This is a genomic window from Mesorhizobium sp. ISC25, assembly GCF_042295465.1.
Taxonomy (GTDB): domain Bacteria; phylum Pseudomonadota; class Alphaproteobacteria; order Rhizobiales; family Rhizobiaceae; genus Mesorhizobium.
The window spans coordinates 4852246-4876858 of sequence record NZ_CP135441.1 but is presented as its reverse complement, the minus strand read 5'-3'; the positions used below and the strand labels follow the sequence as shown (position 1 = coordinate 4876858).

Sequence of the window (24613 nt, the reverse complement as noted above, 5' to 3'; positions counted from 1 at the left end):
GGCCTTAGGTTACCGATCAGGGCCGCAATAAGCTAATGAAGACAGCTCCTTAGCGCCAGTTCGGAATTAATTGTCGTTCGGGCACATTGGTAACCTGTTGACCGAAGGGCATCGGGAACCCCTTCGGGCGAAAAGCGGTGGGATATGAGCCACTTAACAGTCAGGCCGACGACAGATAATTCTGGACTCGTAGGCTCAACTGACGACAGATAATTTCGGCCATTATACCAGTCTGCCTATTTATGCGGCTTTTGAGGCACGAAGCGTGAACATTGACGCATAGAAGTCTGGTTTCTCACCGCCTTGAACTTCGCGCCAGAAGGGATCATTCAGCTGCGGTCCAGAGGCTTGGCGCGGGAGAAGTAAACCCAGACCCGCGCCGGCTTTTCGACGAATGACTGCCAGGGAGATCAGCACCTGACGCAGAAGTCGGCTGGGCACTCCGGACCACGAATCCAATGCCGACGGGAGATTTAAGTACCGGGCTCGGCGTCGAATGTCAGATGCGCTTCCTCGACGAAATCGAGGAAGTCGTTATCCCAAACATCCGTCTCGACGATGTACCAGCGGCCGGCAAAGGCCTTGGCGAAGCTGCGAACCTTGGCCATCAGCCGGTCTCCGCCATGAGCTTTGGCAGTCGCACCAGATTGTTAGGCAGCGGCTACGAAGGTGAGGGTCCATCCGACACGGTCGCGACCGCGGAACTGGTCTGGTGCTGGTCGGCCACGACCTTGATCCAACGCTTCCTGATGCGCTGGCTGTCGGCATAGTCGCCATGCCGCGTCGTGCGCCCGTCGATCGCGGAACTGCGGACGCCCATATTCTGCGCCACGTGCGGCGTCACCGTTATCGAGCGCAGCTCATTGACGAAGTCTTCCGCGTTGTAGGCCTTGATCGCCTGTGGCCGCTCCGGTCGAGGTTCGATCATGTGCAGTGCGGCCACCCGCTCAGCATGTCGGTCGGCCAGTGTCAGGCAGACGTCGACCAGCAGGCCGTGGCGGTTCTCCATCAAGCCATGTCCCATAAAGCACAGCTTGGCCTCCTTTCCTCTGCCCTTGCGTATTCCAGCCGTTCCATCAAAAGCCGTGCGAGCGGATCGAGTAGAGCATCGCTCGCAGCAGATTTTCCGGCGGGACCGAAGGCCGCCTCATCGGCGAATACAGCGCCGCCTAGTCCCGCTCCAACGCCGCCAGTGCCTCGTTCACAATCGCCTGAATGCGGCGCAACGGATGATCGCGCCGCACCCGAGTCTCGAGATCAACACGAGCCACTTTTTCAACAGTCTGCTGGTCATCGTCCTACTTCGCGCCGCCAGTTCCCAACAGTAACTTGGCCAAAGCAAAAATAATAGTGGCTACAGCAACGCAAAAAGCAATGATCAAAAAAATTCCCCCAGCGTTTAGATCTTCAATCCAAACGACAGCAGCCAAGCCGATCAAGAACCCAATAGCTCCGGCCGAACCGTATTGTAAGAAGTTCATCTACCCGCCCTTGGTGCCGAAAGCAGACGCAATCTCTTTGCCGTATTTATTTGATACGTCTCGTATCTTTTTCTTGAAATTATCCAAGTTCCATCCCGGTTTAAATAAATCGTTGTCACCCTGTATCTCGCCCTTCCAGGCGTTCATCGCGGCGACGAAATCACCGTATTCTTCGAACTTTGACATGTCCTCATACAAGATTATTGGCTTCTCGTCTCGTATGCTTTTCCCTGGCGCCCAAGCAATCAAAAATGGTCCTTTCCCGTCAGGCGACCACCCAGCGCGCCTAGCGGAATCGATTGCGACCGTTGACATGGACAGACCAAAATTCGAAACAACTACCTCGCAGTCTTCCTTCTTTGATCCCGCGTTGAGTTTGTCGGACATATTATCATCATTTATCGGCCAAACTGTAACCATCTGCTCGGCTGGCGGCAGATCTAAGTTGAAGGCAGAGACAAAACTATTTAGATATGCCTGGCACACCTTAAGATGTCTATCTTTGTCAAACTCAGAAGCTTTAGCAGGAAATGCTAAAATACCATATGCCCCGAAATTTTCAGGAGGGTATTCTCCCGGTCCGCTGAACATCCGACTTGCCTTAACTCCTTTGGACAGTGTATTACCTGCATCTTGCACCGCATTGGTTAATACCTGACCTATTTCTTTTATCCCCTTTAGATCCTTGAAAGGATCAGTAAACCAGTCGGCGTCAGCCCTGACTGATGAGAAGACCACGATGGGGAGGCAAAGCAGTAGAGCGGATAATTTGCGGGGCATAGTCGAAGCCTATTGTTTCGAGTATTCCTGCATAACATTATCATACTGCGGTCCTTTTCCAAAACATTAGGAGGCCACAGGGGGGTGGGTCACGCCTTGACCCGGCATGCGGGAACCGGCGGGGGGAGCACCGCGCAAGGGAACGGGCGCACGACGCGGCACGGCGGCTATGCCGTCAGCCAGCGCGTCAGGAAGCGCATGGAAGAGGCGGTAGGGCGGCGTTCCACCGGGCAGCTTTCCAGCAATTGATGCCTTACTGCCGCTTGGCAGGGATTCCTGATTCCAAGCGAGTTCCGAGATCGTCAAGGCCTGCGGCGCCGCCGTCCCAAATCCCGCGGAGCCGTAATAGAAGCCCAGAATGGTCCGCAAGACACCTAAGATGATGGCGAGCAGGTCCTTGCCTAGTTGAAAGCGACCGGGCCGGCGGACCCCACTCCCACAATTAGTGTTGCGGTTAAACATCATTGGTCATTTGCCCGCCGAAAGGCTTATTCTTCTGCAAAGACGCTCCCTTAATTCGGGCCGCAGATCTTCTCTAACACCAGTCCGAACACCACCTAAGGACTATCCGCAGGCGGGGATTCCCCGATCTCTTGCCTCTTGTCGGGAACAGGTTTCGACAGCAAACCCGTTCGACCAGATGGTAACTTGGTCACTTCCGCCTACCCCCTTGTAGCAGCTGCCGTCGACCGGCGAAGTCTTCTCTTTCAACCCAGTTGCCTGAGAGCGCCTGAAAGCCAACACCGAAGCGCAATGAAGCATGAGCTCCGTTATCATGTGATCATCAAGCTGATTGGAACTCAGAGCCTCCTTGATCCTGGAAATCTGGTCAGGGGTGCCTATGTCCTCTGCACCGACACTGACCAACGCTTGAAAATGTAGGCGTTCCTGACTCTTTGTCTTCTTGTCGTTTTTGGTACGCGACTTACTCGATCGCTTGGCTTTGTCAGCTTTCTGCGCTTCGGGAACTGTTTTCCTTGATTTTCCCATCGAACAACACCTTCACTGGAGGGGACTGACCAAGCCTCTGATCCCGGTCTGAAGCTGAGTATTGAGATGCGTAGCCTCGGCCAAAGGCGTAAGGCCCGTTGGCCTTCCCTTGACCGATTTATCAAGCGGGCCGAAAGTGAACACGAGTTCGTGGGTCCGGTCGCGATTTGTGCTGAAGAATGTTCCGGAGGGGTTCACACTCGCCCGAACGAGCTTCCAGGTCGGCGTGATCGAACCGGAAGTGACGATCTTGAAGGACACGGTTTGCGAAAGCACGTTTTTCTGTCCGGTGATCGGCACGCTGGATCCCGGGCTGTCAGCGACATTGAGTATCGTGGCGCCGATGCGGCCTTCAAGAAGTGAGGACAGCTTCAAGTCACTGTCGACAAGGAGGGAGCCTTCCTTGTTTCCACGGGGGTCGCGGCACCCTCTTTTAGTGGAATCGACGGAGAATAACTGGGGCCTGTACAAATCCGCCACAGTGAAAAAGACGTTCGTCTTTTGCAGACGGGTCGCTTCAGCGGAACCTGCTAGTCCGGCAGCCGCAGTGAATATCGATGAAGGGCCCGAAGGTGGGGTAAGAAGGACCGTCGGGTTCACCGATGTCTTTTCGACAACCGTGAGGTTGATGGCGACCTCAACGCCCCAGTTGTTGAGGAAATCGGTATAGGTCTGTTGTGTCTTTCGATATGTTGCGTCTCTTCTGTCATTCTCTATCACTTGCGTTACGGTGTAACTAAGCTCGCAGCCAACGCTTCTGATGATCGTGCTGATCATGTCGCTTTCTTTAAGCGTGTTTGCGTTGGGCCATTCGCGAGTGCTCGGAACGTACGTTCCGCAGTCGGCAAGGGCAAGGCAGAAGACAGACGTCAGCACGCAGCGCCAGAAGCACATAGATACCACCCCAATGCTCAGACTTAAAAATGTATAAGCTTTTCGGGAAGGGACATAATTCCCTCCTCGACTTACCCCCTATGCTCAGCCGCAGCCTTCTAATGATAAAACTAAATGCCGCTTCGAAGATAAAGAAGGTAAATGCGATTCCAATGAAATCCTTGTGCCTGAACGGCACTAGATGACGGAAAAGTTTATGAAGCTCCCTAGCCTCTTCTAGGCCATCATCACTCAAGTGTGTGATATTGGCAATATAGCTCCGCAGCGATTGTCGTTGCCGGGAGTTATTGTTCTAATTCTGGTCACAACTGTTGGCAGCGTCGCGGTTGGCCCGATGCGACAAAGACGACGAGCGAAATCATATTACTGCTCCTATCCACCTAAGGCCGCAGGTTCTCGAAATGATAGAAGTTGGCCGTATCAATCTTAGGGCGACAAAAGCTACTGTACCCTGGCTAAGGTTTGCGCAGGTTCCATGGCCGAGATGATTTCTGTCGGCTCGCCACTCGTGTGGAACGGCGTCATAAATTTGATCGGGGTTCCGTTGATTTCTGTTAATTGGCCGCTCCAAGCCAGTGAATAGAGCTTCTTTAGGTCGGCAGTGTCGTCTGCGGTCAACTTACTGTCCGCGCCGTAGTTCATGATGCTGAATTTCTTATGCGTCCCAAAAATGATGGAGGGCCAAGCGGTCTCACTGACCTGCGCGAAAAAATGCCTAAGGCCAAAAATGTGACCGATTTCGTGAACTAAGGTCTCAACCTGCTCTGTCGGGTCTTGTTCGAATATCTTGGGATAGATAGTCACGACGTGCCGACCGCCGTCGGGGAAGAACGCGCTGGCCAGTACGCAACCGTTGACGTCGCAGTCGTCGCTGTGTTTCACCACAATCTCGAAATCCCAGGCGTCGTCTCGCTGCGCGAACTTGATTGGCACTGCATCGCCCCAAGCAAGAATGGCCTTCGCGAACAAATCCTCAACTTGAGCCTTGACTTTGGCGGGATCTGCAAACGATTGCACGGAGCTCTCACGGAACTTCCAGCGCAGCGTTGTTCCTTTTGCCCACAAAGGAATAAAGCCTTCTGAGGCGTCGACGACGATTTCTAACGGGGATTTGCCCTTTGGGGTCTTGTGCCCGCGCTCTTCGGTGTCGCAGCGGACACCCTCCCGGATAACGTGGACAAGGGGCTTGGTATTGCGCTCGGCGGCTTTATCGTCCCGGAGTTCCGGCGAAACGCTGGCTTTGGTGGACTTCGCGGGCGATAGTGTCGTTTCTTTTGTCCGTGCCATATGAAAGTTCTCCCCCATCCGTGATGAAACGCATTCGGCGATCTTGGTCTGCCGGGTTCCCGACTTGCAGCGCCCCGCTAAACCCTTTTTAAGCTGGGACATTCTTAAACCAGCTTGCCCGCGTCCCGGGCAAAGCCTGCACGTGGTCTTCCATTGCTGAAGGCGCAGCGTCCGGTTCGGGGCCGTAAATAATCCTTAAGGCCGCTTGCATCGTCGGCACATCCAAGACCCGTCCCGAGTGACCAGGATGATTGTGCCCAGCGTGATGGGTTGGGGATGATGACGCACGCGCCCCCTCCCATGGCTCGTCGTTCTTCACCCAAGTCCCGTCGACCGCGAACCATTCCACGCCGTCAAGGGTCATTGGCTTGACCACTCCAGGTCGCAGGGCTTCGTGGGCGCGGTACCAGTCGTCGATGCGGTCATCGACCCACCCGTGCAGCCGCCAAAAAATCGGATTAATGTGCGACGAAAAAGTCTCGCCTAGATAGTCGTACTCGGGATCCAGCCATTTTTCATCGAAGTCCAGTGCGTCGCGGCCGTTGGGAAGCGGCAAACCGCGCTTGGCCACATCACCGATAGGGTCGCGGGTCACCGAGGTCCACCGCATATGCATCCAATTGTGGATGGTGAACTCAATCCGTGAACCAAGCTCGCCGAGCGACAGGGAGGCGAGGTAGTCCGCGGAGGTATAAAGCGCCTCCCATGCCTGGAATCGGCCATAAAGCGTTGAGGTTTTCCTCAATTCGAACAGCCAATTCGTCGTGTCAGGGTCACCCGGCACGACCCACGCTGGCGGCAGGGAGTATCCATCGAGATTGCCAATCTGCGACGCCTTCGTTTCGGGCGCAAACGACGAGGGGAACTGCTGCTGCGGCAGACGTCGCCAGGTCCCGACAGAGGGATCCATAGCTCGAACCTCCTTCACCATGCGCCGGTGCATGTAGAAAAAATCTTCGCCCGAACCGTTGGCGAGTCGATCGGCCGACAGACTTGCTCGCTCTTTGGTTTTTGGGCCAGGCTGCCAACCGGTTGCGCGCAGAGCCTCCTTCTTGGGGTCGCTCAGGTTGTCCCATGTGTCGCGCGAGGCGTGCCAAAGCGCATGATGGTAGCGATGCTCTGCCGAGCTCATCATGTCGATGATGCTTTTCGCTAGGGGTATCGTTTTGCGTGGTTCAAGGAAATCCGACTTGACCGCGACAAAAGAGAACACTGAACCCGCCGGCGCTCCATTATGGGCCACGGTGCGCGTCACGGTTCCTACGATCGTTGGGCGATTGCGCGGCGCGTCCGGCCACTCGGGGGATAGGTAGCCCCGGTAGTCGTAGATCCAGCCCTCATACTCGGATTGAGGCTTGCCCTTAGCACGCCAGCTAATCACCGCAGGGTTGCCAGGTATAACGGTGCCTTCAACGAGTAAGTAGGGTTCGCTACCTACACAAAGATCTGGGCGCTCCCCCAATAAACCATAGATGCGCCCGTCCTCGCTAACTTCGAGGGATAGTTCGGCTTCCCAAACTGTCAGTTTGCCAAAATCGCCAACATTCCCCGCGACATTTAGAAAGCTACGGTACGTCCAGATGCCAGGGATATCTAGATTGATACCCATCGACGCCCCCACCCCTTCATTTCCGCTTCCTTATATTAGCAATAAAGCTTGGCGAGTCGACTCCTATTTGTCGTAATGTCGAAGTGTGGCGGGTGCACCTTGAACAAATCAGCGCACTAGATTCAGTTAAGACCCCATATGAATTTTGCGAATAAGCGTCATCGAGGGTTTTCTCTGAAATCGACATGTATGAAGAGCGAGCTCCAAACGTCCGGGAGTAGCGCGAGAACAGCTGGAGCCGCCGTGTCTGCAAACGCTCAGGCGGGTGGAGGCCGTCTCGGATTCGGAAGCGGCTGTTGTGTTGCGGTCCTTGCCGACGACGACCGTCCATACCACCGTCTTCATGTTGTCATAGATGACTTGGGTCTTGATTTTCACTGGGACTCGTTCTTTAGTATGTTCGAGGGCTAATACGTTTTCTGCAGAATAAACTGCGTTCAGACCTTGCGTTTGGCGTGAGTATTATGGCGGACCGCAAGGCTTACGGGGCTCGAGCATTTATGCGCGATCGTATGCCAGGAGATGCTTAGCTGGATAGACGAGATGTCGGTCCACGAGATCGTCTAACGTTAATGTTTTTTTCAAGCAGGCGGCGATTACTGCGGCGCGCCGCGGACCGCTTTCCCAAAAAACACCTAAGCATTCGGACCTGATTTCACTGCGATGCCTATCGAAGATAGCGAATAAAACGCGTAGGCTTCAGCGTCATTCGGATCGTTCGCAGAGTCTACAACGGCTACAGAAGGTTTAAGTAGGACTTGCGAGGAGCGAAGACAGACGAGCAGTTCTTTCGGGAGCGCCAGTGGTGCGACTTTGATATCTGCCTCCAAAGTTCTACCCCCTACAACGGGAGTGGCTCTCGGGCGCAGATCTATATGGAAAATGCATTCACCGAATATTGCGCAGCCGTGACCGGCGACTGACGCACACTTACGTTCCGGGATCATGGGTGGGGAAATGGCAAGGGCTGCAGCTACAAAGAGAACCTTCGACGCACTGCCTGACACGATTGACTTCCGAGATGCAATCTTTACGCCGACACTTATCCGTGTCGCGCCCGAAAGTGATATCAGCGCCTATTATGGCCTTGGCATACCCGTCCTGGATCAGGGCCGAGAAGGTGCATGCACCGGCTTCGGTTTGGCGACGGTCGCAAACTATCTCCTGAGGGTCCGAGAAAGGAATCCGGCGGCCGACGAAGTAAGTGCCTGGATGCTTTACGCGATGGCCAAGCGTTATGATGAGTGGCCCGGGCAAAATTACGAGGGATCCAGTGCGAGGGGAGCCATGAAGGGATGGTTCAAGCACGGTCTTTGCGCTTATGCGCTCTGGAAAGAACGCGATCCCGATCCCACTGTTGAGGAAAAGCGGTCTGCGGACGCGCTTGCTCGTCCGCTCGGCGCTTATTTTCGCGTGAATCACAAAGACCTCGTCGGCATGCACGCGGCGATTAACGAAACCGGCATTTTGTATGCCACGGCGCGCGTTCACGACGGATGGCAGTCGGTCAAGCCGGAACAGGAGAATATTGAATATCGTCCCGGGCAGATTGGCGGGCACGCCTTTGCGATCGTAGGTTACAATCGCCGAGGCTTCTGGGTTCAAAACAGCTGGGGGGAAAAGTGGGGCGCAAAAGGGCTGGCAAACCTGTCCTACACGGACTGGCTCGCGAACGGCACAGACGTATGGGTCGCGTCACTCGGCGCACCCGTCGACCTGACCTCGTCGCTTGCTACCGCAAACATGAGAGCGGACGCTCCGCGCAGCTACCAAAGCCAGGTTTATGCAGACCTTCGTCCATACATCATCACGTCGAAGAACAATGGTGTCTTGGACGACAAGGGCACCTATGGCTTAACCCCTGCCGGGTTGAAAACTCTGATAACTGAGCGGATGCCGCGCGCCATGTCTTCATGGCAAACTAGGCGTGTGCTGCTCTATGCTCACGGCGGTCTGGTCGGTCAGGACGGTGCGGTGCAAACGGTTTCAAGCAATCTCGCGCCGTTGCTTCAATCGCAGGTCTATCCTCTCTCATTCATCTGGCGCTCGGACGTTTGGACGACTTTATCAAACATATTGAGGGACGCAATTGGGCGCCGGCGGGACGAAGGCCTCCTGGACAAAGCCAAAGATTTCATGCTCGACAGGCTAGACGACACTCTGGAGGTCGGCGCGCGAAACCTCGGAGGTAAAGCGCTGTGGGACGAGATGAAAGAAAACGCGCGGATGGCGACGGAAGAGAAACTTGGCTCGGCGAACTTAGTAACCGACCATCTCATCAAGCTCCACAAGGACGGTGAGATTGATGAGGTCCATCTCGTCGGACATAGCGCAGGATCGATATTTCATGCCCCGGTCGTTTCAAAATTCGCCAAGGCCAAAGTCCCCTTAAAAACTGTCAGTCTTTGGGCGCCTGCGTGCACAGTCGCGCTCTTCAATGAGACCTATTTGCCAGCGCTCAAGAAGGGAATGATCGAGAAATTCGATCTTTATACGCTTGACGACCCAACGGAGCAGGACGACGATTGCGCCGGCATCTATCATAAGTCGCTGCTTTATCTTGTCAGCAACGCGTTTGAAAAAACACCTCACATCCCTGCTCTAAAGGACGGAGTTCCTATCCTCGGCATGGAAAGATTTGCCAAAGATGCGCTGGGGACGCTATTCGACGGAACAACCAAGCAGTGGAATTTAGCTCCGGGTCCAGCCTCTAAAGCAAGGCACCACGGCGATTTCGATAACGACGAAGTGACATTACTGTCAACGCTGCATCGAGTGCTCGATGGTTCCGTAACCAAGATAGCCAAGGATCTCGCGAAGCGTAGGCCGACTGGCTCCAATATACAGAAGCGAGAATTCAGGCAGTCCCTCGACCAAAAGCTCGGCCAGCCTTCCGCAGCGAAGTGAACCCATGCTTCCTAAGTCCCGCGGGCCAGTCCGTCTACGTTGATACGCCTGGATATGTTACGGAGTTCAGAGCTCACGGAGCTTACTCTCCACGAACCGCAACACTTGGTGACCACCTGCCTGCGGCGTACGCATCCGGTGAAGACCGCAGACGTGCGTATCCGGCGGCCATGAGGACTGAGCACCGGAGTGCTGGCGTCAAGTTTTTGATGGGGAGACGCGATAATATTCTTCGAGGAGGAGTTTGAGCTCCTCGATGCCTTCATCGGTGAAGGCCAAGATCCCGTCGTCTCGTTGGGTGCCGTACACCCAGATGACGCCGTCCTCCGGCTCGAGACCGAGGGTCAGTTCGTGGATGAGCGCTTCGCTGACGCCGAGGTCGCTGGCGACACGGCCGACGGTGTAGACGTGATGCACCTTATTGCGCTGCATGATCAGGCGGCAGCTGGTTGGGTCCGCAGTTTTGCGGACCTCCAATTCCACAGCAGCAGATCATCGGCCGGATAGGCGGGCAGTCGGGCGAGGGCGTCGGCGAGCCAGGCCTGCGGGTCGATATCGTTCATCTTGGCGCCGACGATCAGGCTGTAGAGAATGGCAGCGCGCTGTCCGCCGCGATCGGAACCGCAGAACAGCCAGGACTTTCTGCCGAGAGCGAAGACTGATTCATTATGCACCCCCTCTTCAAATGGCGGGAAACAGCGATTTCTGATTATCGTCGTTGATGATACGCGGAGATTTGCGCGCCAAATCGGCCTTGATCCGTTCATCTTCAAGGTCGCTGGCGCGGATCTGGTAGGGCGCGCCGGGGCATGACCTGCTCGGCTGGCAATATGCCGTCCCTGACGAACCGGCGGATTTTGACGTGCGACACGCAAGCTTCGCGGCCGCGTCCGACATGGTAAGCCACTCGCCGTTCTTGTCGGAAGACCGATAGCCGCTGATCTTGTGCACGTGCGCAGGGATTGGACGCGTCGCGCCGTCCAGGTCTTTCCCTGACCCGTCTTCATGCCCATGCGGTTGAGTGTGGCGGCGATTTCGGCATCCGACCATCGCGTTGCCATGGATCGCATGACCGCCAGAGCCTCCTCAGGCGTACTCTGGCCATGCTCTCCGGATTTGGGCTTGCGAACCCTTACCTGGGAATGCTGGCCCCCATGCCAATGGATGGTCAGGATCACATCGCGCGCGTCGTCATCGACGTCCGCCACAATGTCCTTGATGAGCGCGCGCAGCAGTTGCTGACGGCAGCGCATATCGACACCCGGCGCATTCCAGGCGGCTTCGAGATCCTGGGCGAGGCCGGTGAAGTCAGGGATCGCGTCGACAGGCTCCATACGCTGGACTTCACTGAGCCGGGCCTCGCAGGTCTCCACGCGCCTGAGCGTAGCTTCCCAGTTCCTCTCGAGCTGGGCCGCTATAAGCCGGTTCTCCGGGTCGCAGGCGGCGTAGCGGCGCTCGGCGAGCGATGCCTCATAGCGTGCCTGCTGCAGGTCCATCTCGATCATCTGCCGCCGCCTGGCTTCGCTCTCCAGCTGCATCTGTTCAGCCTCCAACGCCGCCTCGATCGCCATCGGCGCAACCGCCTCCAAGGCTTCGCGGGCCACCGCCGCATCGGTGCGAAAGCCGTTGAACGACATGCATCGCGCCTGCGCCATCATGGTGTTCTCGCAACGATAGACCGGGTAACCTTGGCCACGTCCGGCATACGTGACAACCAGTCTTCGCCCGCATCGACCACAGGAGAGAAGACCCGGGAGCAACGCGCGACCGCCGCGGCCCGACTTGACGCCGCCGGCTTTGCCATAGGCGTTGGCGGCGAGAAGTTCCTGGTTCCGTTCGTACTCGCTCCATCCGATATAGCCTTCGTGATGCTCCTTGAGCACCACCGCCCAATCGCTGGCCGGCTTGTAATGACCATAGCTCTTGCGGACGCGGCCATCCACGATCTCGGTGCGCTTCTCGCTCTTACCATAGACATAAGCGCCGGCGTAGAACGGGTTCTTCAGGACGGAGATCACGTTGCGGTAGCGGACCGGAACCCAGGCGAAGGACACCATCTTCTTGCCGTCGGAGGGTCTGGGGAAATGCACGCCATCGTCGATCATCGAGATCAGGACCTGGCGCGCACTGCCGAGTTCGCGGAAACGCGCGAATATCAGGCGAATGGTCTCCTGCAGGCGTATATCGGGATCGAACCCGAGACCGTAATCCCGGTGCCAGACGTAGCCGAAGGGCACAGAGATGCGCTGTTCGCCGCGCTGTGCCTTGGCGCGGGCAGCTTCGTACATGCGAGCACGCAGCACCCCGAGTTCGAACTCGCTTATGCTCCCCTTCATGCCGAGCAGCAGGCGATCGTTCGGCAGTCCCGGATCGTAGACTCCGTCCAGATCGATCACCCGTGCATCGGCTTCGCCGCACAACTCGAGCAGCCGATGCCAGTCCGGTCCGTTGCGAGACAGGCGGGACGCCTCCAGGCAAAGCACAGCGCCCACATGACCGGTGCACAGATCGTCGACCAGGCGTTCGAAACCGGGACGTTCCACAGCTCCACTTGCGGTGCGTCCCAAGTCCTCGTCGATCACCTCAACCTTGCGGAATCCCCAGCGCCGCCGTCGACCAGCTCATATTGCCGACGCTGGCTCTCAAGATTGAGCTGCACTTGCGCCTGCGTGGACTGACGTACATAGACAACGGCCCTGCGCTTGAGGATGGTGGCCGGAATCAGATTACGGCTCGTCATCGCGGCTCTCCTCCGTCACGATACCGGCGGCGGCCATCAGCACATTGGCGAGCCGGGCGATCACGATCGTTCGTTGCGCTGCGCTCAGCCCGACTAGCTTGTGCGAGTCGAGCGGCATGCTGAGCTGGCGAACGATCACGAGAGATCGTGTCGGTGGCGGCAAGGTTCTCATTTTGAGTCTCCCCGATGATGAAACCATCCGGAGAGCCTCGCCGGAAACGGCGCTGGATCAAGAGCTTGTTCAGTTCAAGCAGTGCAGCAAGCGACGCGCGCGGGGAGCCCAGATCCATTGCTGCGCACGCCACGGGATCTATCATCCAGGCCGGAGCGGTAATGACATGCCCGGCACGATGACGAGATGAATGATCCGGCCGTTGGCGCGTTCTTCGCTGTTCTCGCAGCGAAGCCGGCGTCCGAAATACGGATGCCAGCGATAATGGACTTCGACCTCCTGCCCAACATGGGCAGAATGACCCCGAGATTGCGATGCCGCGCAGGGCTCGCTCGGCTGCATTGTTCGATAGGCAGATCCGCCCATCGTCGAGGAACCGGGTGAAGGATGACCACCGGCGCAGCATGTAGTTGAAGGCCTTGCTCAGGTCGTGTCCGCGCGAAATCTTGTCGCGCGTCTCGATCATCCAGCGCTCGAGCTCGGTGACTAAGCGCGCGCTCCGCTCCTGGCGCACGGCGTGGCGTTGGGCTGGCGACAGGCCGTTGATCTCGCGTTCGATATCGAACAGGGCATCGATGCGCTTCACGGCTTCGACCGCCAGCGGATAGACCAGGTTGGGCTTCTCGCTGCGCGCCTTCTTGCGCGCCGCCGCTTCGATATCGGCCAGCTCGAACACTTTGCGCCGACTGTGGGCCCAGCAGCTGGCTTCCAGAATAGGCGCCGGCTGACGGCCCGTCGCATAGAGATTGCCGTAGCCACCAAAGGCATCGGCCAGCATCAGCCGCTCAACCGCCAGGTAGCGCGCGATACATTGTGGCCCCTAGTTAATTTGTCAGGGAAACTGCATAAGATTGAAGCCAACGGACTGTGGTTGCGCAAGCTATGCTTGCCGCCGCTTTGCCGCAAGACGTTCCGACTTGTGCGTAGGTACTAGCCCATTCCAATTCAGGGGGTCATTGATGCGTCGCCTATTTGTGCTTCTGAGCCTGTTGTTTTCAAGTCTGGCGGGCGCGGCTGCCGCGCGTGATATCAGCATTGCCACCTGGAATCTGGGTTGGCACATGGATCGCGCGGCAGTCACGGACTGGATTGAAGCCTGCACCGCAACTTACGAGTTGGACCTGGCCACAAAAAGATACCGCCCATCGACACAGATCGGTGCGCAGTTCGGATGGGACATCAACGCATTCGATATAGAGGGTTGGGATGCCGCCCGCTTCCCTGTTTGCGATGTCTACGGAGCCAATAAGCAGGGATTCGGATTTGCCACCGTCCGCGTCACACGCGCCGCGTACGAGCAACGGCGCACCCAAATACAAAATTTCATCGCGAACAGCGTTCCGGCCGATATCATCGCATTTCAGGAAGTAAGCGGCAAAGAAGCTGTTCTTGAGGTTTTGCCAAACGGCGCTGCCGATTGGGAGGTCTGCTCCTTCACGACCTTCAAGGTCCAACGTCTTGCCATCGCATGGAAGAGGTCTCTGGGCAGTCAGATAGCTTGCGCGACCGAAGACCCTCTGACGCTCAAAGATGTCAGGCCACCCAAGGATCAGCCCCGGCCAGGGCTGTCCTTGGCCATCGATATCGGCGGAACGCGTCTGCAGGTCCTCAATGTGCATCTGAAATCGAGCTGCGTCTCCCCCATCGGTGGAAACCCACTGGCTGGAGATGCGTCCGCTTGCCAGATCCTGCACGATCAGATCGTCCCCCTAGAGACCTGGATCGACCGAGAGACGGCGGTCACCGACAAGACCATCCTGCTGGGCGACTTCAATCGCAACCTCTGGCACGAGCTTGAGGACTCCCGAGCGGTGCGAAGTGATGGCAGCGACCCTACAACCCCACTCCCCGCCGGCGTGCGCGTGAGCTCCCTGTTTGAGGAAGTCATCGACGGCAAGCCTGCATCGAGCGCCTTCACGATGCTCAAGGAGCTGTGTCCTCTCAATGAGGTTGGGAAGCTTCTGTGCGGGATGGGTGAGACACGAGCACTTGATACGCCAGAAGTCGATGTCTTGAGGTTTCACGCCTATCTTGGGTGCCGAAATCCCATCGGGCTCGACCACATCTTGCTGGGACGGGGCCTTGTCCCTCGAGGTGATGCGACGCATACCTCGATTGGAAGACTCGGGGGGAGTCGTCATCCCAACAAAGACAATCCCGAGCCGCTGCTCGGCATCGCAGACCATTGCCCGTTGATCGCAAGTTTTAGCTTTTAGGTCTGAGAGACTCGGTGCGTTCTTCGCTTGCGGTTTCATGGTCGCACAGATGAATAAGGACGTCTTATCCCTTGCGTTTAACGGGACCCCAATCTTTGGAACCCTGCCGCGAAGGGGTGAGGAGATGGCGTTCACCGATCCCTCGGTGTTGTATTGTTGCGTTTCACGAGTTCTACAGTAGTCTGCAACTGACTGATTTTCATGGGGCTGCGCTGGAATTCCAGGACTGTCGTCAGCGCAAGGCGGCAGTCGGGGGGGAATAGCGCATGCCGGCCAATAACTGGATCCGATTTCTTCGGAACTACGGACCCATTCCGACCAACGATAATATGTACGACGAGACCATTCAGCGGGCGTTGGCTCGTTTGAAGATGCAGCCTATCGAGCTGCCGGCTCAACATCTGGCATGGTTGGTCGGCAATTTCAGGTCAGACGAGTGCCAGTCCATCATCCTCACGGGCACCGCCGGCGACGGAAAGACGTATCACTGCCGACGCGTGTGGCTTGAGCTCGGAGGCACGATCGAAGATTGGAACGGTGGGGAGAAGATCCAGCGCCTCAGCTTGGGGTCTCGCCAGCTCATTGTCGTGAAGGACCTGAGCGAGCTCCGCTCCGATGAGAGTAAACCGCTGATCGAGCAGATGGCGTGGGATGTCGCAGACACTAATTCCCCCAGGGTCTATCTGATGGCGGCCAATCATGGCCAGCTTCTCGAAAAGATGAAGACTGCCGGAAGCGATAAGACGACAAGCGCTCTTGTTGAGGCGGTTGAGAATCTCCTGGTCGTTGGCCGGAGTGGGAACGCTGCGATTAAGCTCGATTTGAGAGACCTCAGCCGGTCTGCCGCCGCCGCGATGATCGATCAGGTAATCGATGCGGTGACGCTGCACCCGGGTTGGGACGGGTGCGCGGATTGCCCTGCGCTAAATGGAGCAACCTGTCCGATCCGTGAGAACCGCGAACGGCTGGTCGGAAACCACGACAGTAGTCTCTTTTGGCGACGGCTCGGCAATCTGGTCGAAGCCAGCGAACAGAATGGTGGTCACTTTACCATCCGGCAGGTTTTATCCCTCGTCACGAACATCATTCTTGGCCATCCCGATGCACGCGACGGACTTATGGCGTGCACTGATGTCGCCGAACTGGCAGCTGCGGGAACCGCGGAGCGAGCCAGTCCCTACCGTAATGTGTTCGGCGGCAATTTGAAACCAAGCCGAGCGGAACGAACCGAACCCTTTCGCAAGCTCAACCTGTTCGGCATAGGATCGGAAACGAGCAACAAAGTCGACAATATACTGGTCTACGGCGCCGACGATCCGGCACTGGTGGAAACGTACCGGACCCTCGTGCAAACCGATCAGGTCTACGGCGAAACGCTAGCCTATAAACGGGCGCAACAGTCCTACCTCGAGGGCGACGATCCGAGCGCCGTCTCCCGTTTTCTCGGGCTCCTACGCGGGCAGCGTCAGCGGTTGTTCTTTACAATCTCAGACGAGCTGGCAGACACGTTGGACCTCTGGGACCTGACCGTCTTTCGGTACGCTGGGCTCTATCTCGAGACCAGTCGCGCATTGGCCGAGAAACGAGCGTTACCACGGCAGGTGATGCCCATGCTCATACGCGGGCTAAACCGGGTGTTCACTGGCATGCTGATCCAGAACCAGGACGAACTGGTTCTTGCAAGTTCGGGAAGCCAATCGCAGTCGAGAACCAGCCCTCTGCTCGAGGAATTCGTGTCCGTCGCCCGCAGGGCCGGCGAGGAGGTGGCGCTGCTCGGTGACGGGGATGGAGGCATGAAACTGGTGGTTCGACTCGCACGTGACGATCCGCCTGAAGTCACGCTGCAGCTGTCCACGACCCGTTTTGAATTCTTGGGACGTGTGGCCGAGGGCGCACTGCCTACGAGTTTTTCGCTCGAGTGCCACGAGGACCTTCTAGCGTTCAAGGCACGACTGCTGAGCGCCGTCGAACGGCGGCGATTCCTTGATGGAGACGATCGTAGTGACGGGATCGTCCTCAAGTTCATCGACCTTAATTCTGACGGCCGTGCATCATCGCGTAGCGTCACGGTGAGGCTCTGATGATGGAGATCCTGAAACGCCCTATTTCCCATGAGGATCGCACAGGACCAGCGTTCTGGGTCGACGAAGCGATTTGGGGGCACCGCCTGCATGACGAACAGACGCCCTGGCTGATACTTCTCGAATTCCTTGGCGTGCTCCGATCCGAACAAGTCGCCGGGCGCGCTTTTGCGGAAGGGGAGTTCAACGCACTTTCCTATCGTCCGCAGACACAATTGCGACTGCGCAATCTCATCTTCAATAATCCCTACCTTTTGACCATCGGGGCAGAGAGGCTCTCCGACGATGCAGCCTGGACCAAATGGCTGGAGTTAATGGAACAGAACGCCGGCGGCCTCGAGAGCCGGGACTTCAGTTATCTCCGCGGCCGCTTCGACTCCTTCGATGATTTTGCCTCTGTGGTGGGATTCTTGCAGTCGTCCGCCATCGAAGGCGCCAGCAACAAACGCTGGAGTTCGAAGTTCGTTTTCCCCTTCGGTCCCAGCGCGCTGTACGAGGATGCTGCGGTGACGGCGTCTGGTGTCTCAACCGACAGGCGATTTTTTGCCCGAACCGGCGAAGTTCTCTATTTGATGCTATGCCGGTCCAAGCGGGCCACCGAGCTCAAAGAGCGACTGGTCGGAAAAATCTTCGACCAACCGACCGTCTACGATCGGCTGGTCGCTGCGCTGCAAGGCGAGCCACAACTTGCCGAGCGTGATCGGCCGGGCGCCTACCTACCCTGCTCAACCCACCCGATCTTCGATCAGCTCGCCGAGGATTGGATCGCCATTCTCGATAGCCCGATTTCGGTGTTCGACGCTCTGCCGCACATCGTAACCATCACCGGGCTCAATCTTGTTCGATACCAGCTTGACCGGGCGCGTGAGCTGCTCGACTCGGTGCCCATTACGATGATCTGCGAGATCGTGTCGCCAAAAAAGACCGTAATCCGTGACCTTGCGGCGGACTCTTTCCAAGCGAACAATGCGCTGCCCGGTCTTGCCATTGAGCATTACGTCCGCAGTGCCGAAACCTCTCATGAGTGGCAGCTCGCCGTTGCATCGGACGATGCCGTTCTCAGCGCCGCGGAGGTCCTCGGCCGCCAATTTGACTGGCCCGACCCTGACGACCTCCCGACCGGGATGAGCAATCCTGGCGACCTGATTGACGAGCTGGTCGGCAGGGCAAAAACGAGGCACGCGCAGCATGTGGGCAAGGTTCATTCGACCTGGGCGCGGCAGATCGGACTGAGCTCGCGTCGATCAAGCCGGCGCGTGCGCTACGCACCGACCGACCGCCTACTCAAGACACTTGTTGTGTGCTGCGTGAGCGAGCGGATGGAGTTCAAGGACTTCCTTGCCGCCCTCCACGATCGCTACGGCCTCGTGATCGGAGATCAACAGGCCGCGAGCATCATCGGCGCCGGGAAAGCCGATCAGGAAGACTTTTCAGACAATGCGCGGCGGCTGGAGGAAAGGTTGATTAGCCTCGGCCTGCTCAACCGGCTCTCGGACTCGGCCGCCTATGTGGAAAATCCGTTTCGCCGCGAGGTGCGAGCATGAACGCCCTCGATCTAATCGGCACAGCAGGCGCTGCGGCGCTCCAGGAGCGCCTGCAGGGCCTCGGGGCCGACAGCGGCACCGCTCGCTTCATGCTCGATCGCCTCACCGGACCGCAGGTTGCGGCGATCGTCACGCAGCTGGTTTCTGACGCTTCGATCCAGTCGCAAGTCAAGATTGCTGTTCCCCGCGCACTGGTCGATGGCCAGGGTCTGCCCGATTCCGTGATCACCGATGAAAGGACCGTCGCGTGGCGTCATGCCGAGTGCGACCGTCCCGCGCTCCTTATCGCGAACACCGACGATGATCAGGGCGCATCGTTGCACGATGTGGCGTTGATCGGTGCCAAGGAACTCAAAGAGGGACCCGCCTATTGGGTGCTCCCTGCATCCGATGGACTTGGGCTTCCGGAAGAGCACATCGAGGCATGGCACATAGCCCTCAAGGCTCTGTCCAGTGTCGATGACTGGCCCCTCGCGCAGCTCAGCAACTATGTTGCCATGACACGCGCGGCGATTGACACCATGTCACTACCCGTAGCGGACGCACTTGGCTGGGCGTTGCCGGCACTGCAATTGCCGCGCGACACAGGATACTTCCGATCGCAGCGGCCAAAGGATCTGCAGCAGCAAAGCCGATGGCGACGCCTTTACGACAAACTCATCGCTGACCGTAGACCGCTGCTTTCCAAGCAGCGGCCCAATCGCCAGCCGATCGAAGCCGACGAGCTGCGGGATCAGTTCGAGACGGTTCGAGACGAGATCGCCGCCGAGCTGCACCCGACGATCGAGGCATTCGTCGATTCGCCGACCGGGTGGCGCGAGGCGACGGAAAGGCTCGCCGAGCTCGAGTGGGAACAGGACAATATTCTTCTCATCTTTTCGGGACTCAAGCTCAAGAAGCTGAAGCTTCCGGAAGAGACCGCTCAGTTCTTCGACTACGAGCGTCCCGATCGCCTCAGCGACCCCGACAAGGCGTATCTCGGCGATCTCAAGGATCGATCCCTCAAGGAAGCCCGAGAGGACGACCGCGAGTTCTTCGAAGCTCATCGGGAGGATCTGGCGGCCAACAGGCAGTTGCGCGCCAAATGGGAGAAGTTCGTCTACGGACGCCCAATTGAGTGCACGGATTTCCTCGATGGCTTGGTCCGCAGTATCGAGCGTCTCTTTGCCCAGCTCGGCACGCTCAAGATGCCTCGGCGGATCGAGATCCGATCTTCACGCCGGACCAAGACGCAATGGCTGGACATGAATGCGGACGTGGCCCGCGCCTTCAGCCTCAAATACAAGGCCCTGCGTCAGGTTCTCCCACCGGCGGTTAGCTGGGAAACGCCGCACATTTTCGAGTTTGAGGCGCTGCTCGAAGCCGCAAGCAGGAGCCGCAAATTCCGCGAGAACGTCGCGACGTCGCGCGCAAACATTCAGATCAAGTTCGACCTCACTCTGACGGTGGGAAGCGGCCCAGGTGCGGAGAAAAACACGGTCCAGTTGATCTGGCGGGCCGAGCCAAACGCGATCGGACTGGCGTTGCCCGATGACTTGGCCCGGCTCGAAAAGAACCCATTCGGCATTGCCGAAGTGTCACGCATGCTGGTCAGCAAGAAGGGAGCGATGCAGTCGGTGTCGCTCGCCGACGTAGGCACTTTGCAACCCTCGTTCCGCCAGGATGCGGGATCGTTGGTTCCACGATCAACCAATGTCGAAGACTTAAGCAAGGCCCTGCCCAGGGCCATCAAGGCAGCCGTCGCGGGCGGTCGCATGACGCCGCCTGCCGGCGCGGACCTTGGAGAGACATGGACTGCCTTCGTCGCGGGCTACTCGGCTGCCATCGAAGATTGCCGGACGAACGGCATGGGGGGAACACTTCAGCTGGAACAGGCCGAGTTGTACGCCAGGCTGCTTGAGCAACTTCGTAGCTCGGCGCCAGGTGACCTAAACCGGCGGGACCTGTGGGAACCGATCCTGAGGATCGGCACGGTTCGGATTGCCGGTTCGACGCCGGCTGCGATCGTAGCGCCGTGGCACCCGATGCGAATGGCCGCAACGGCGGTCAAGATGCGATCGCTCTGCGGCCTGATTGATCACCTGCTCAAGGCCGAGGAAGTCAATTTCGGCGACCAGCGGCTCTTTTTTGCCGATCTCCGGTCCGAACTCGCTCACCCTTACTACCCGGAGGCAGTCCCGGGTTTCACCGGTGGCGAAGCGGTTCTGCTGACGGAGACAAGCACGCTCAACGACTACAGCTTCATGGAGCGGCCGGTTCGCGATCCCTCGGAAGCGTCCACGGATGTGGATCCGGCCGAGGCCGCGCGTGAGATCCGCGGGCTGATCGGCCGTTATCTCGACTTGCAGCCGCATGAGCGCGCCAATCTGAGCATCATGCTCTACAACTGCGATGCTGCTGGCCTGCCATTGGCCACGGTCAACGCGTTGGGGTCAGTCCACGAGGAAGAGGTCCACTGCAACGTCCTCGTCCGCCATCGAGACCGCTCCAAGCTCAACAAGGTCTATACCGATCTGCTGGATCAGTCCGGCAACGACCCCGACGCCATCGTCGTCAGTGAAACCTCGCTCAACTTCATGTCGAAGCTCAGAATTGGGGTGATGCTTGAAGGAAGCACTGGGCGTCGGGCACCGGACGAGCGCAGCGTAGACGTGGCGTTCCTGCATGATGTCGTATCGCGCCAGGCTAGAGAGGCCTGGTTTTCTGTCCCCCGCAACGACGACACGGACCCCTCGATCGCCGACCACGTGCCGCCTCGCTGGTCGTATCGCCGGGTGGTTGGAGAAGAACAACTCACCGCCACAAGCTATCTGGTTTCGCCCCGCCAACCTCGGGTCGGCTGGTCCTATCTTGACGCTCTGGCGGCTGTGATCCGCAAACAGTCCCATCGCGACAACGAGCATTACCTGCCCGCGCGTCAGATTTCGCTGCAGGACCATGGCCTGGAGGCCATGTTCAAGGATGTTCACGGCCTGGCGGAGTGGGTCGCCACTTATGACGACCTCCTCGACAAGCGGCAGCTCATGGCGCAGGGCATCAAGGTCATCCGGTATCGGCGCGAACGCACACACGGCCGAAACATGGTGGTGTCTTCGACGTCGGACTTGCGCGTCCTGCCGGTGCTTGTCCGTCGACGCCTAGATCAACTCAGCCTCGGGCTTAGCGACGACCGTCTATCGGCGCTCGCCGAGAGAATGATTGCCGATGCGACGGCCATCTCTGGCGATGTCATATTGCGTGCGGCCAAGCGCGGCGTATCAGCGGGGGAGTTGATAGGCCTGGTTCTCAGTCGTGCACTTGTTGCTGAGGAGCTTTTGAAGCGTCCGGCATCGTGGTTCCTCCTCGACGACTACGCGCAATGGCTGGGCCAGCGTGAGGAAGGAATTGCCGACATCCTTGCGCTCAGCGTGGACCCGGGGCCTGATGGGCGCCCAAGGCTTCGCGCTGTTGTAACCGAAGCGAAGTATGTCGAGACCAGTGGTCTGGCGGAAGCCAAACGTCATTCCAGCCAGCAGTTGCGACAGACAATGCGCCGGATCGAGGACGCGCTTTTCGGCGATCCAGGGCGGCTTGACCGTGACCTGTGGCTTTCGCGTCTTGCCGACATCCTGCTCGATGAACCGTCGGCTCTGACCGCGAACTTTTCGCTCGAGGAGGTGAGGAACGGGATCCGCAATGGAACGGTGGAGATCGATCTGAAGGGCTATTCCCATATTTTCGTATCGGGACCCGCAGACGCGGATGGCTCGTCCGGCGATCAGGACGAAGTGACCGAGGTTCGGGGATTGCAGGAGATCTACACGCGCGAAGGTCTGCGGCAACTGATCAAGGCCTATGAGGCCTCTGAACCGTTGATGCCGATCAGAAGCGCGCTGGGCGATCGCAGGCCGTGGGAGACATCTGAGTTTCGCGCGCCGGCACCGCGCGTTCGGTGGACGACCAGGAGTGGCCTAGCCAGTGGCAGCGGCCCCGAGCCGGACGCACCTCCGCCGAGCCCTCCGCCAACGACACCCACGCCCCTTCCGCCCGAGCCCAACGTGAGCACCGGAACAGCGGCGGTTGCTGATAGCGGCGAGGCTCAGCCTCATGCCACTGCCCGCTCCACAGCGCCCGATCGGGAGGAGCAGGAGGCGGCCGGACCGATCCCAGGGGGCAACGAGAGCTTTGCCGGCCTGGTGTCCCGGAGAGCGGGGCAGGTGCAGGAGGCGGCTGGTGAGGACGAACAATGGCTCGAGGCGACAGCCGGCCGGCTGCGAACGGCCCTTATGGGTTACAATCTACAGGCCAAGATCGCGGGGATGCGATTGACGCCAAACGCCGCCTTGGTGCGATTTGTCGGCAGCGACCGCCTGCGAGTCGAAGACATCGAGGCTAAACAATCCGCGCTTCTGACCACGCATGGCCTGCGAGTGATCTCGATCTCACCGCTGCCCGGCGAGATCGTGGTCGGCGTGGCGAGAGCAAAGCGGCAGATTGTCTCGATGTGGGATCTCTGGGAGCGCCGCACCCTGAACCGCAATGCCGCCGGTCTCAACACGAGCTTCCTTCTTGGTCTGCGCGAGCTGGACGGCGAAATTCTCTATCTCAACTTGCCATTCGCTGGCGTGTCACAACACGACCCGCATACGCTCATCGCCGGCGCGACGGGCAGCGGTAAATCGGTGCTAATCCAGGCGCTGATCCTCGACATCGCCGCGACCAATCCTAGCGCCCTAGTCCACATCCATCTGATCGATCCAAAAATGGGCGTCGACTACTCCGCAATCGAGCGGTTGCCGCATGTGAAGGGTGGGATCATCATTGACCAAGCGGCTGCGATCGAAATGATGGAAGGTCTCGTCATCGAGATGGACCGGCGGTACGAGCTGTTCAGGCAGAGCGGGGCTCGCGACATCCGATCGTTCAACATCAAGGCCGCGCCAGAAGCACGGCTGCCGATGAAGTTTCTCATACACGATGAGTTCGCCGAATGGATGCTGACCGAGGATTACAAGGGTGCCGTCACCTCGATTGTTTCCAGACTCGGGGTGAAGGCGCGAGCCGCCGGCATCCATCTGGTCTTTGCGGCACAACGGCCCGATGCCGGGGTGATGCCTGTTCAGCTGCGTGACAATCTCGGTAATCGGCTGATCCTCAAGGTCGCGAGTGTCGGAACCTCAGAGATCGCACTCGGGACGAAGGGCGCCGAGAACCTGCTCGGCCTCGGGCACCTGGCCGCGCGGCTGAGCGGCGAGGCCTCGACCGTCTTCGCACAGGCGCCGTTCCTGTCTGACGAGGACATAGAAGACGTGGTGTCGGCGATCGCGGCTCAGGACGGTTGAGCTGGCAAAACCGGAGGCGCGGGAGGACAAAACAGGGGGGCGAGGGCGTAAATGACCCCGGCGCACGAAATAGCCGCCGCGACCCACAACAGGAACTGAATGATCTTCACCGTCGAGGGCGGCCATTTCCTGTCCTTGTTCTTGAGCGAGACCGCATACTCGCCGTCGAGCTTGTTCAAATTGGTAATGTAGAGGCTGAAGGCCCGGCTGAAGCGACCCATGATGAAAACGCTTGCGATACTCACGACGGCCGCGAACAAGAAGATTGCGACGGCGATGAGCCGATCGGTCTTGAGCTGGGACGCCGCGAAGTACCACAACCCGCCGATCGCCACCGAGAACAGCGGGGGAATCTTGTAGAGAATGTCGTTCATCGCTCTGAAGTGCGCGTATTGCTCTTTGTAGATTTCCTTGACACTGACATCGTTGCCGTCGGGCATGGGGATGCGTATCTCCTGTTCCGCCAGTACTCTATCAGCAAATTGCCTGGGCCTCGACCGTGGGGCCGATTTCGAGTTTTTCCCGTCCCGGATAAGGTTGAGCTTGATCCGAAGACAGAGTCACACGCGCCCATGCCGATATATCTTGACG

13 protein-coding genes and 4 pseudogenes are annotated in these 24613 nt (G+C 58.3%); 5 read left to right on the top strand and 12 right to left on the bottom strand.

Going from position 1 to position 24613, the window contains the following annotated elements; all coding sequences use genetic code 11:
• Positions 1–473 precede the first annotated feature (473 nt).
• From RQ479_RS24000 to RQ479_RS23970, 7 genes and pseudogenes are all read right to left on the bottom strand, one after another.
• Positions 474–608 (bottom strand): hypothetical protein, encoded by a 135-nt coding sequence (locus RQ479_RS24000; protein WP_281061708.1) that lies wholly within the window; start codon positions 606–608, stop codon positions 474–476.
• A pseudogene (locus RQ479_RS23995) lies at positions 608–1271 on the bottom strand (hypothetical protein). Before RQ479_RS23995 ends, RQ479_RS24000 begins: the two are co-directional and overlap by 1 nt.
• Positions 1272–1298: 27 nt before the next feature.
• Complete coding sequence (locus RQ479_RS23990; RefSeq protein ID WP_128287783.1) at positions 1299–1481, bottom strand: hypothetical protein; 183 nt, start codon at positions 1479–1481, stop codon at positions 1299–1301.
• Positions 1482–2261 (bottom strand): hypothetical protein, encoded by a 780-nt coding sequence (locus tag RQ479_RS23985; protein ID WP_128287782.1) that lies wholly within the window; start codon positions 2259–2261, stop codon positions 1482–1484. It abuts the gene before it with no gap.
• A 1002-nt stretch (positions 2262–3263) separates the two neighbouring features.
• Entirely contained in the window at positions 3264–4028 is a 765-nt protein-coding gene (locus RQ479_RS23980; RefSeq protein ID WP_245486530.1) for a hypothetical protein, read from the bottom strand.
• Between the two features lie 558 nt (positions 4029–4586).
• Entirely contained in the window at positions 4587–5432 is an 846-nt protein-coding gene (locus tag RQ479_RS23975; RefSeq protein WP_128287792.1) for a matrixin family metalloprotease, read from the bottom strand.
• Between the two features lie 88 nt (positions 5433–5520).
• Positions 5521–7041 carry a hypothetical protein gene (locus tag RQ479_RS23970; protein WP_128287780.1) on the bottom strand — a complete coding sequence of 507 codons (1521 nt, stop codon included), beginning with the start codon at positions 7039–7041 and terminating at the stop codon, positions 5521–5523.
• A 957-nt stretch (positions 7042–7998) separates the two neighbouring features.
• Here RQ479_RS23970 and RQ479_RS23965 point away from each other — a divergent pair.
• On the top strand, positions 7999–9948 hold the full coding sequence (locus tag RQ479_RS23965) for a C1 family peptidase (RefSeq protein ID WP_128287779.1): 1950 nt from the start codon (positions 7999–8001) through the stop codon (positions 9946–9948).
• Positions 9949–10146: 198 nt separating this feature from the next.
• On the opposite strand, the gene RQ479_RS23960 is transcribed toward RQ479_RS23965, so the two are convergent.
• From RQ479_RS23960 to RQ479_RS23945, 4 genes and pseudogenes are all read right to left on the bottom strand, one after another.
• Positions 10147–10380, bottom strand: a complete 234-nt coding sequence (locus RQ479_RS23960; RefSeq protein ID WP_128287778.1) for a hypothetical protein — start codon at positions 10378–10380, stop codon at positions 10147–10149.
• 2 nt (positions 10381–10382) lie between these two features.
• A pseudogene (locus RQ479_RS23955) lies at positions 10383–10601 on the bottom strand (transposase domain-containing protein); the annotation flags it as partial.
• A gap of 28 nt (positions 10602–10629) precedes the next feature.
• A pseudogene (locus tag RQ479_RS23950) lies at positions 10630–12688 on the bottom strand (recombinase family protein).
• A 419-nt stretch (positions 12689–13107) separates the two neighbouring features.
• A pseudogene (locus tag RQ479_RS23945) lies at positions 13108–13641 on the bottom strand (transposase); the annotation flags it as partial.
• 178 nt (positions 13642–13819) lie between these two features.
• On the opposite strand from RQ479_RS23945, the gene RQ479_RS23940 reads away from it, so the two are divergent.
• The 4 genes from RQ479_RS23940 (at position 13820) to RQ479_RS23925 (ending at position 24022) form a co-directional block, all read left to right on the top strand.
• On the top strand, positions 13820–15076 hold the full coding sequence (locus tag RQ479_RS23940; RefSeq protein WP_128287776.1) for an endonuclease/exonuclease/phosphatase family protein: 1257 nt from the start codon (positions 13820–13822) through the stop codon (positions 15074–15076).
• A 266-nt stretch (positions 15077–15342) separates the two neighbouring features.
• Positions 15343–17157, top strand: a complete 1815-nt coding sequence (locus tag RQ479_RS23935) for a hypothetical protein (RefSeq protein WP_206622030.1) — start codon at positions 15343–15345, stop codon at positions 17155–17157.
• A complete protein-coding gene (locus RQ479_RS23930) occupies positions 17157–18701 on the top strand; it encodes a hypothetical protein (protein WP_206622029.1) in 1545 nt (514 codons plus the stop codon). Before RQ479_RS23935 ends, RQ479_RS23930 begins: the two co-directional genes overlap by 1 nt.
• The gene (locus RQ479_RS23925; protein WP_128287775.1) at positions 18698–24022 is read left to right on the top strand and encodes an FtsK/SpoIIIE domain-containing protein; all 5325 of its coding nucleotides are present in this window, start codon (positions 18698–18700) and stop codon (positions 24020–24022) included. Before RQ479_RS23930 ends, RQ479_RS23925 begins: the two co-directional genes overlap by 4 nt.
• Here the strand turns inward: RQ479_RS23925 and RQ479_RS23920 are convergent.
• Positions 24010–24462: a hypothetical protein gene (locus RQ479_RS23920; protein WP_128287774.1), complete on the bottom strand. Its 453-nt coding sequence runs from the start codon at positions 24460–24462 to the stop codon at positions 24010–24012. The two genes, RQ479_RS23925 and RQ479_RS23920, sit on opposite strands and share 13 nt — an antisense overlap.
• Positions 24463–24613 lie beyond the last annotated feature (151 nt).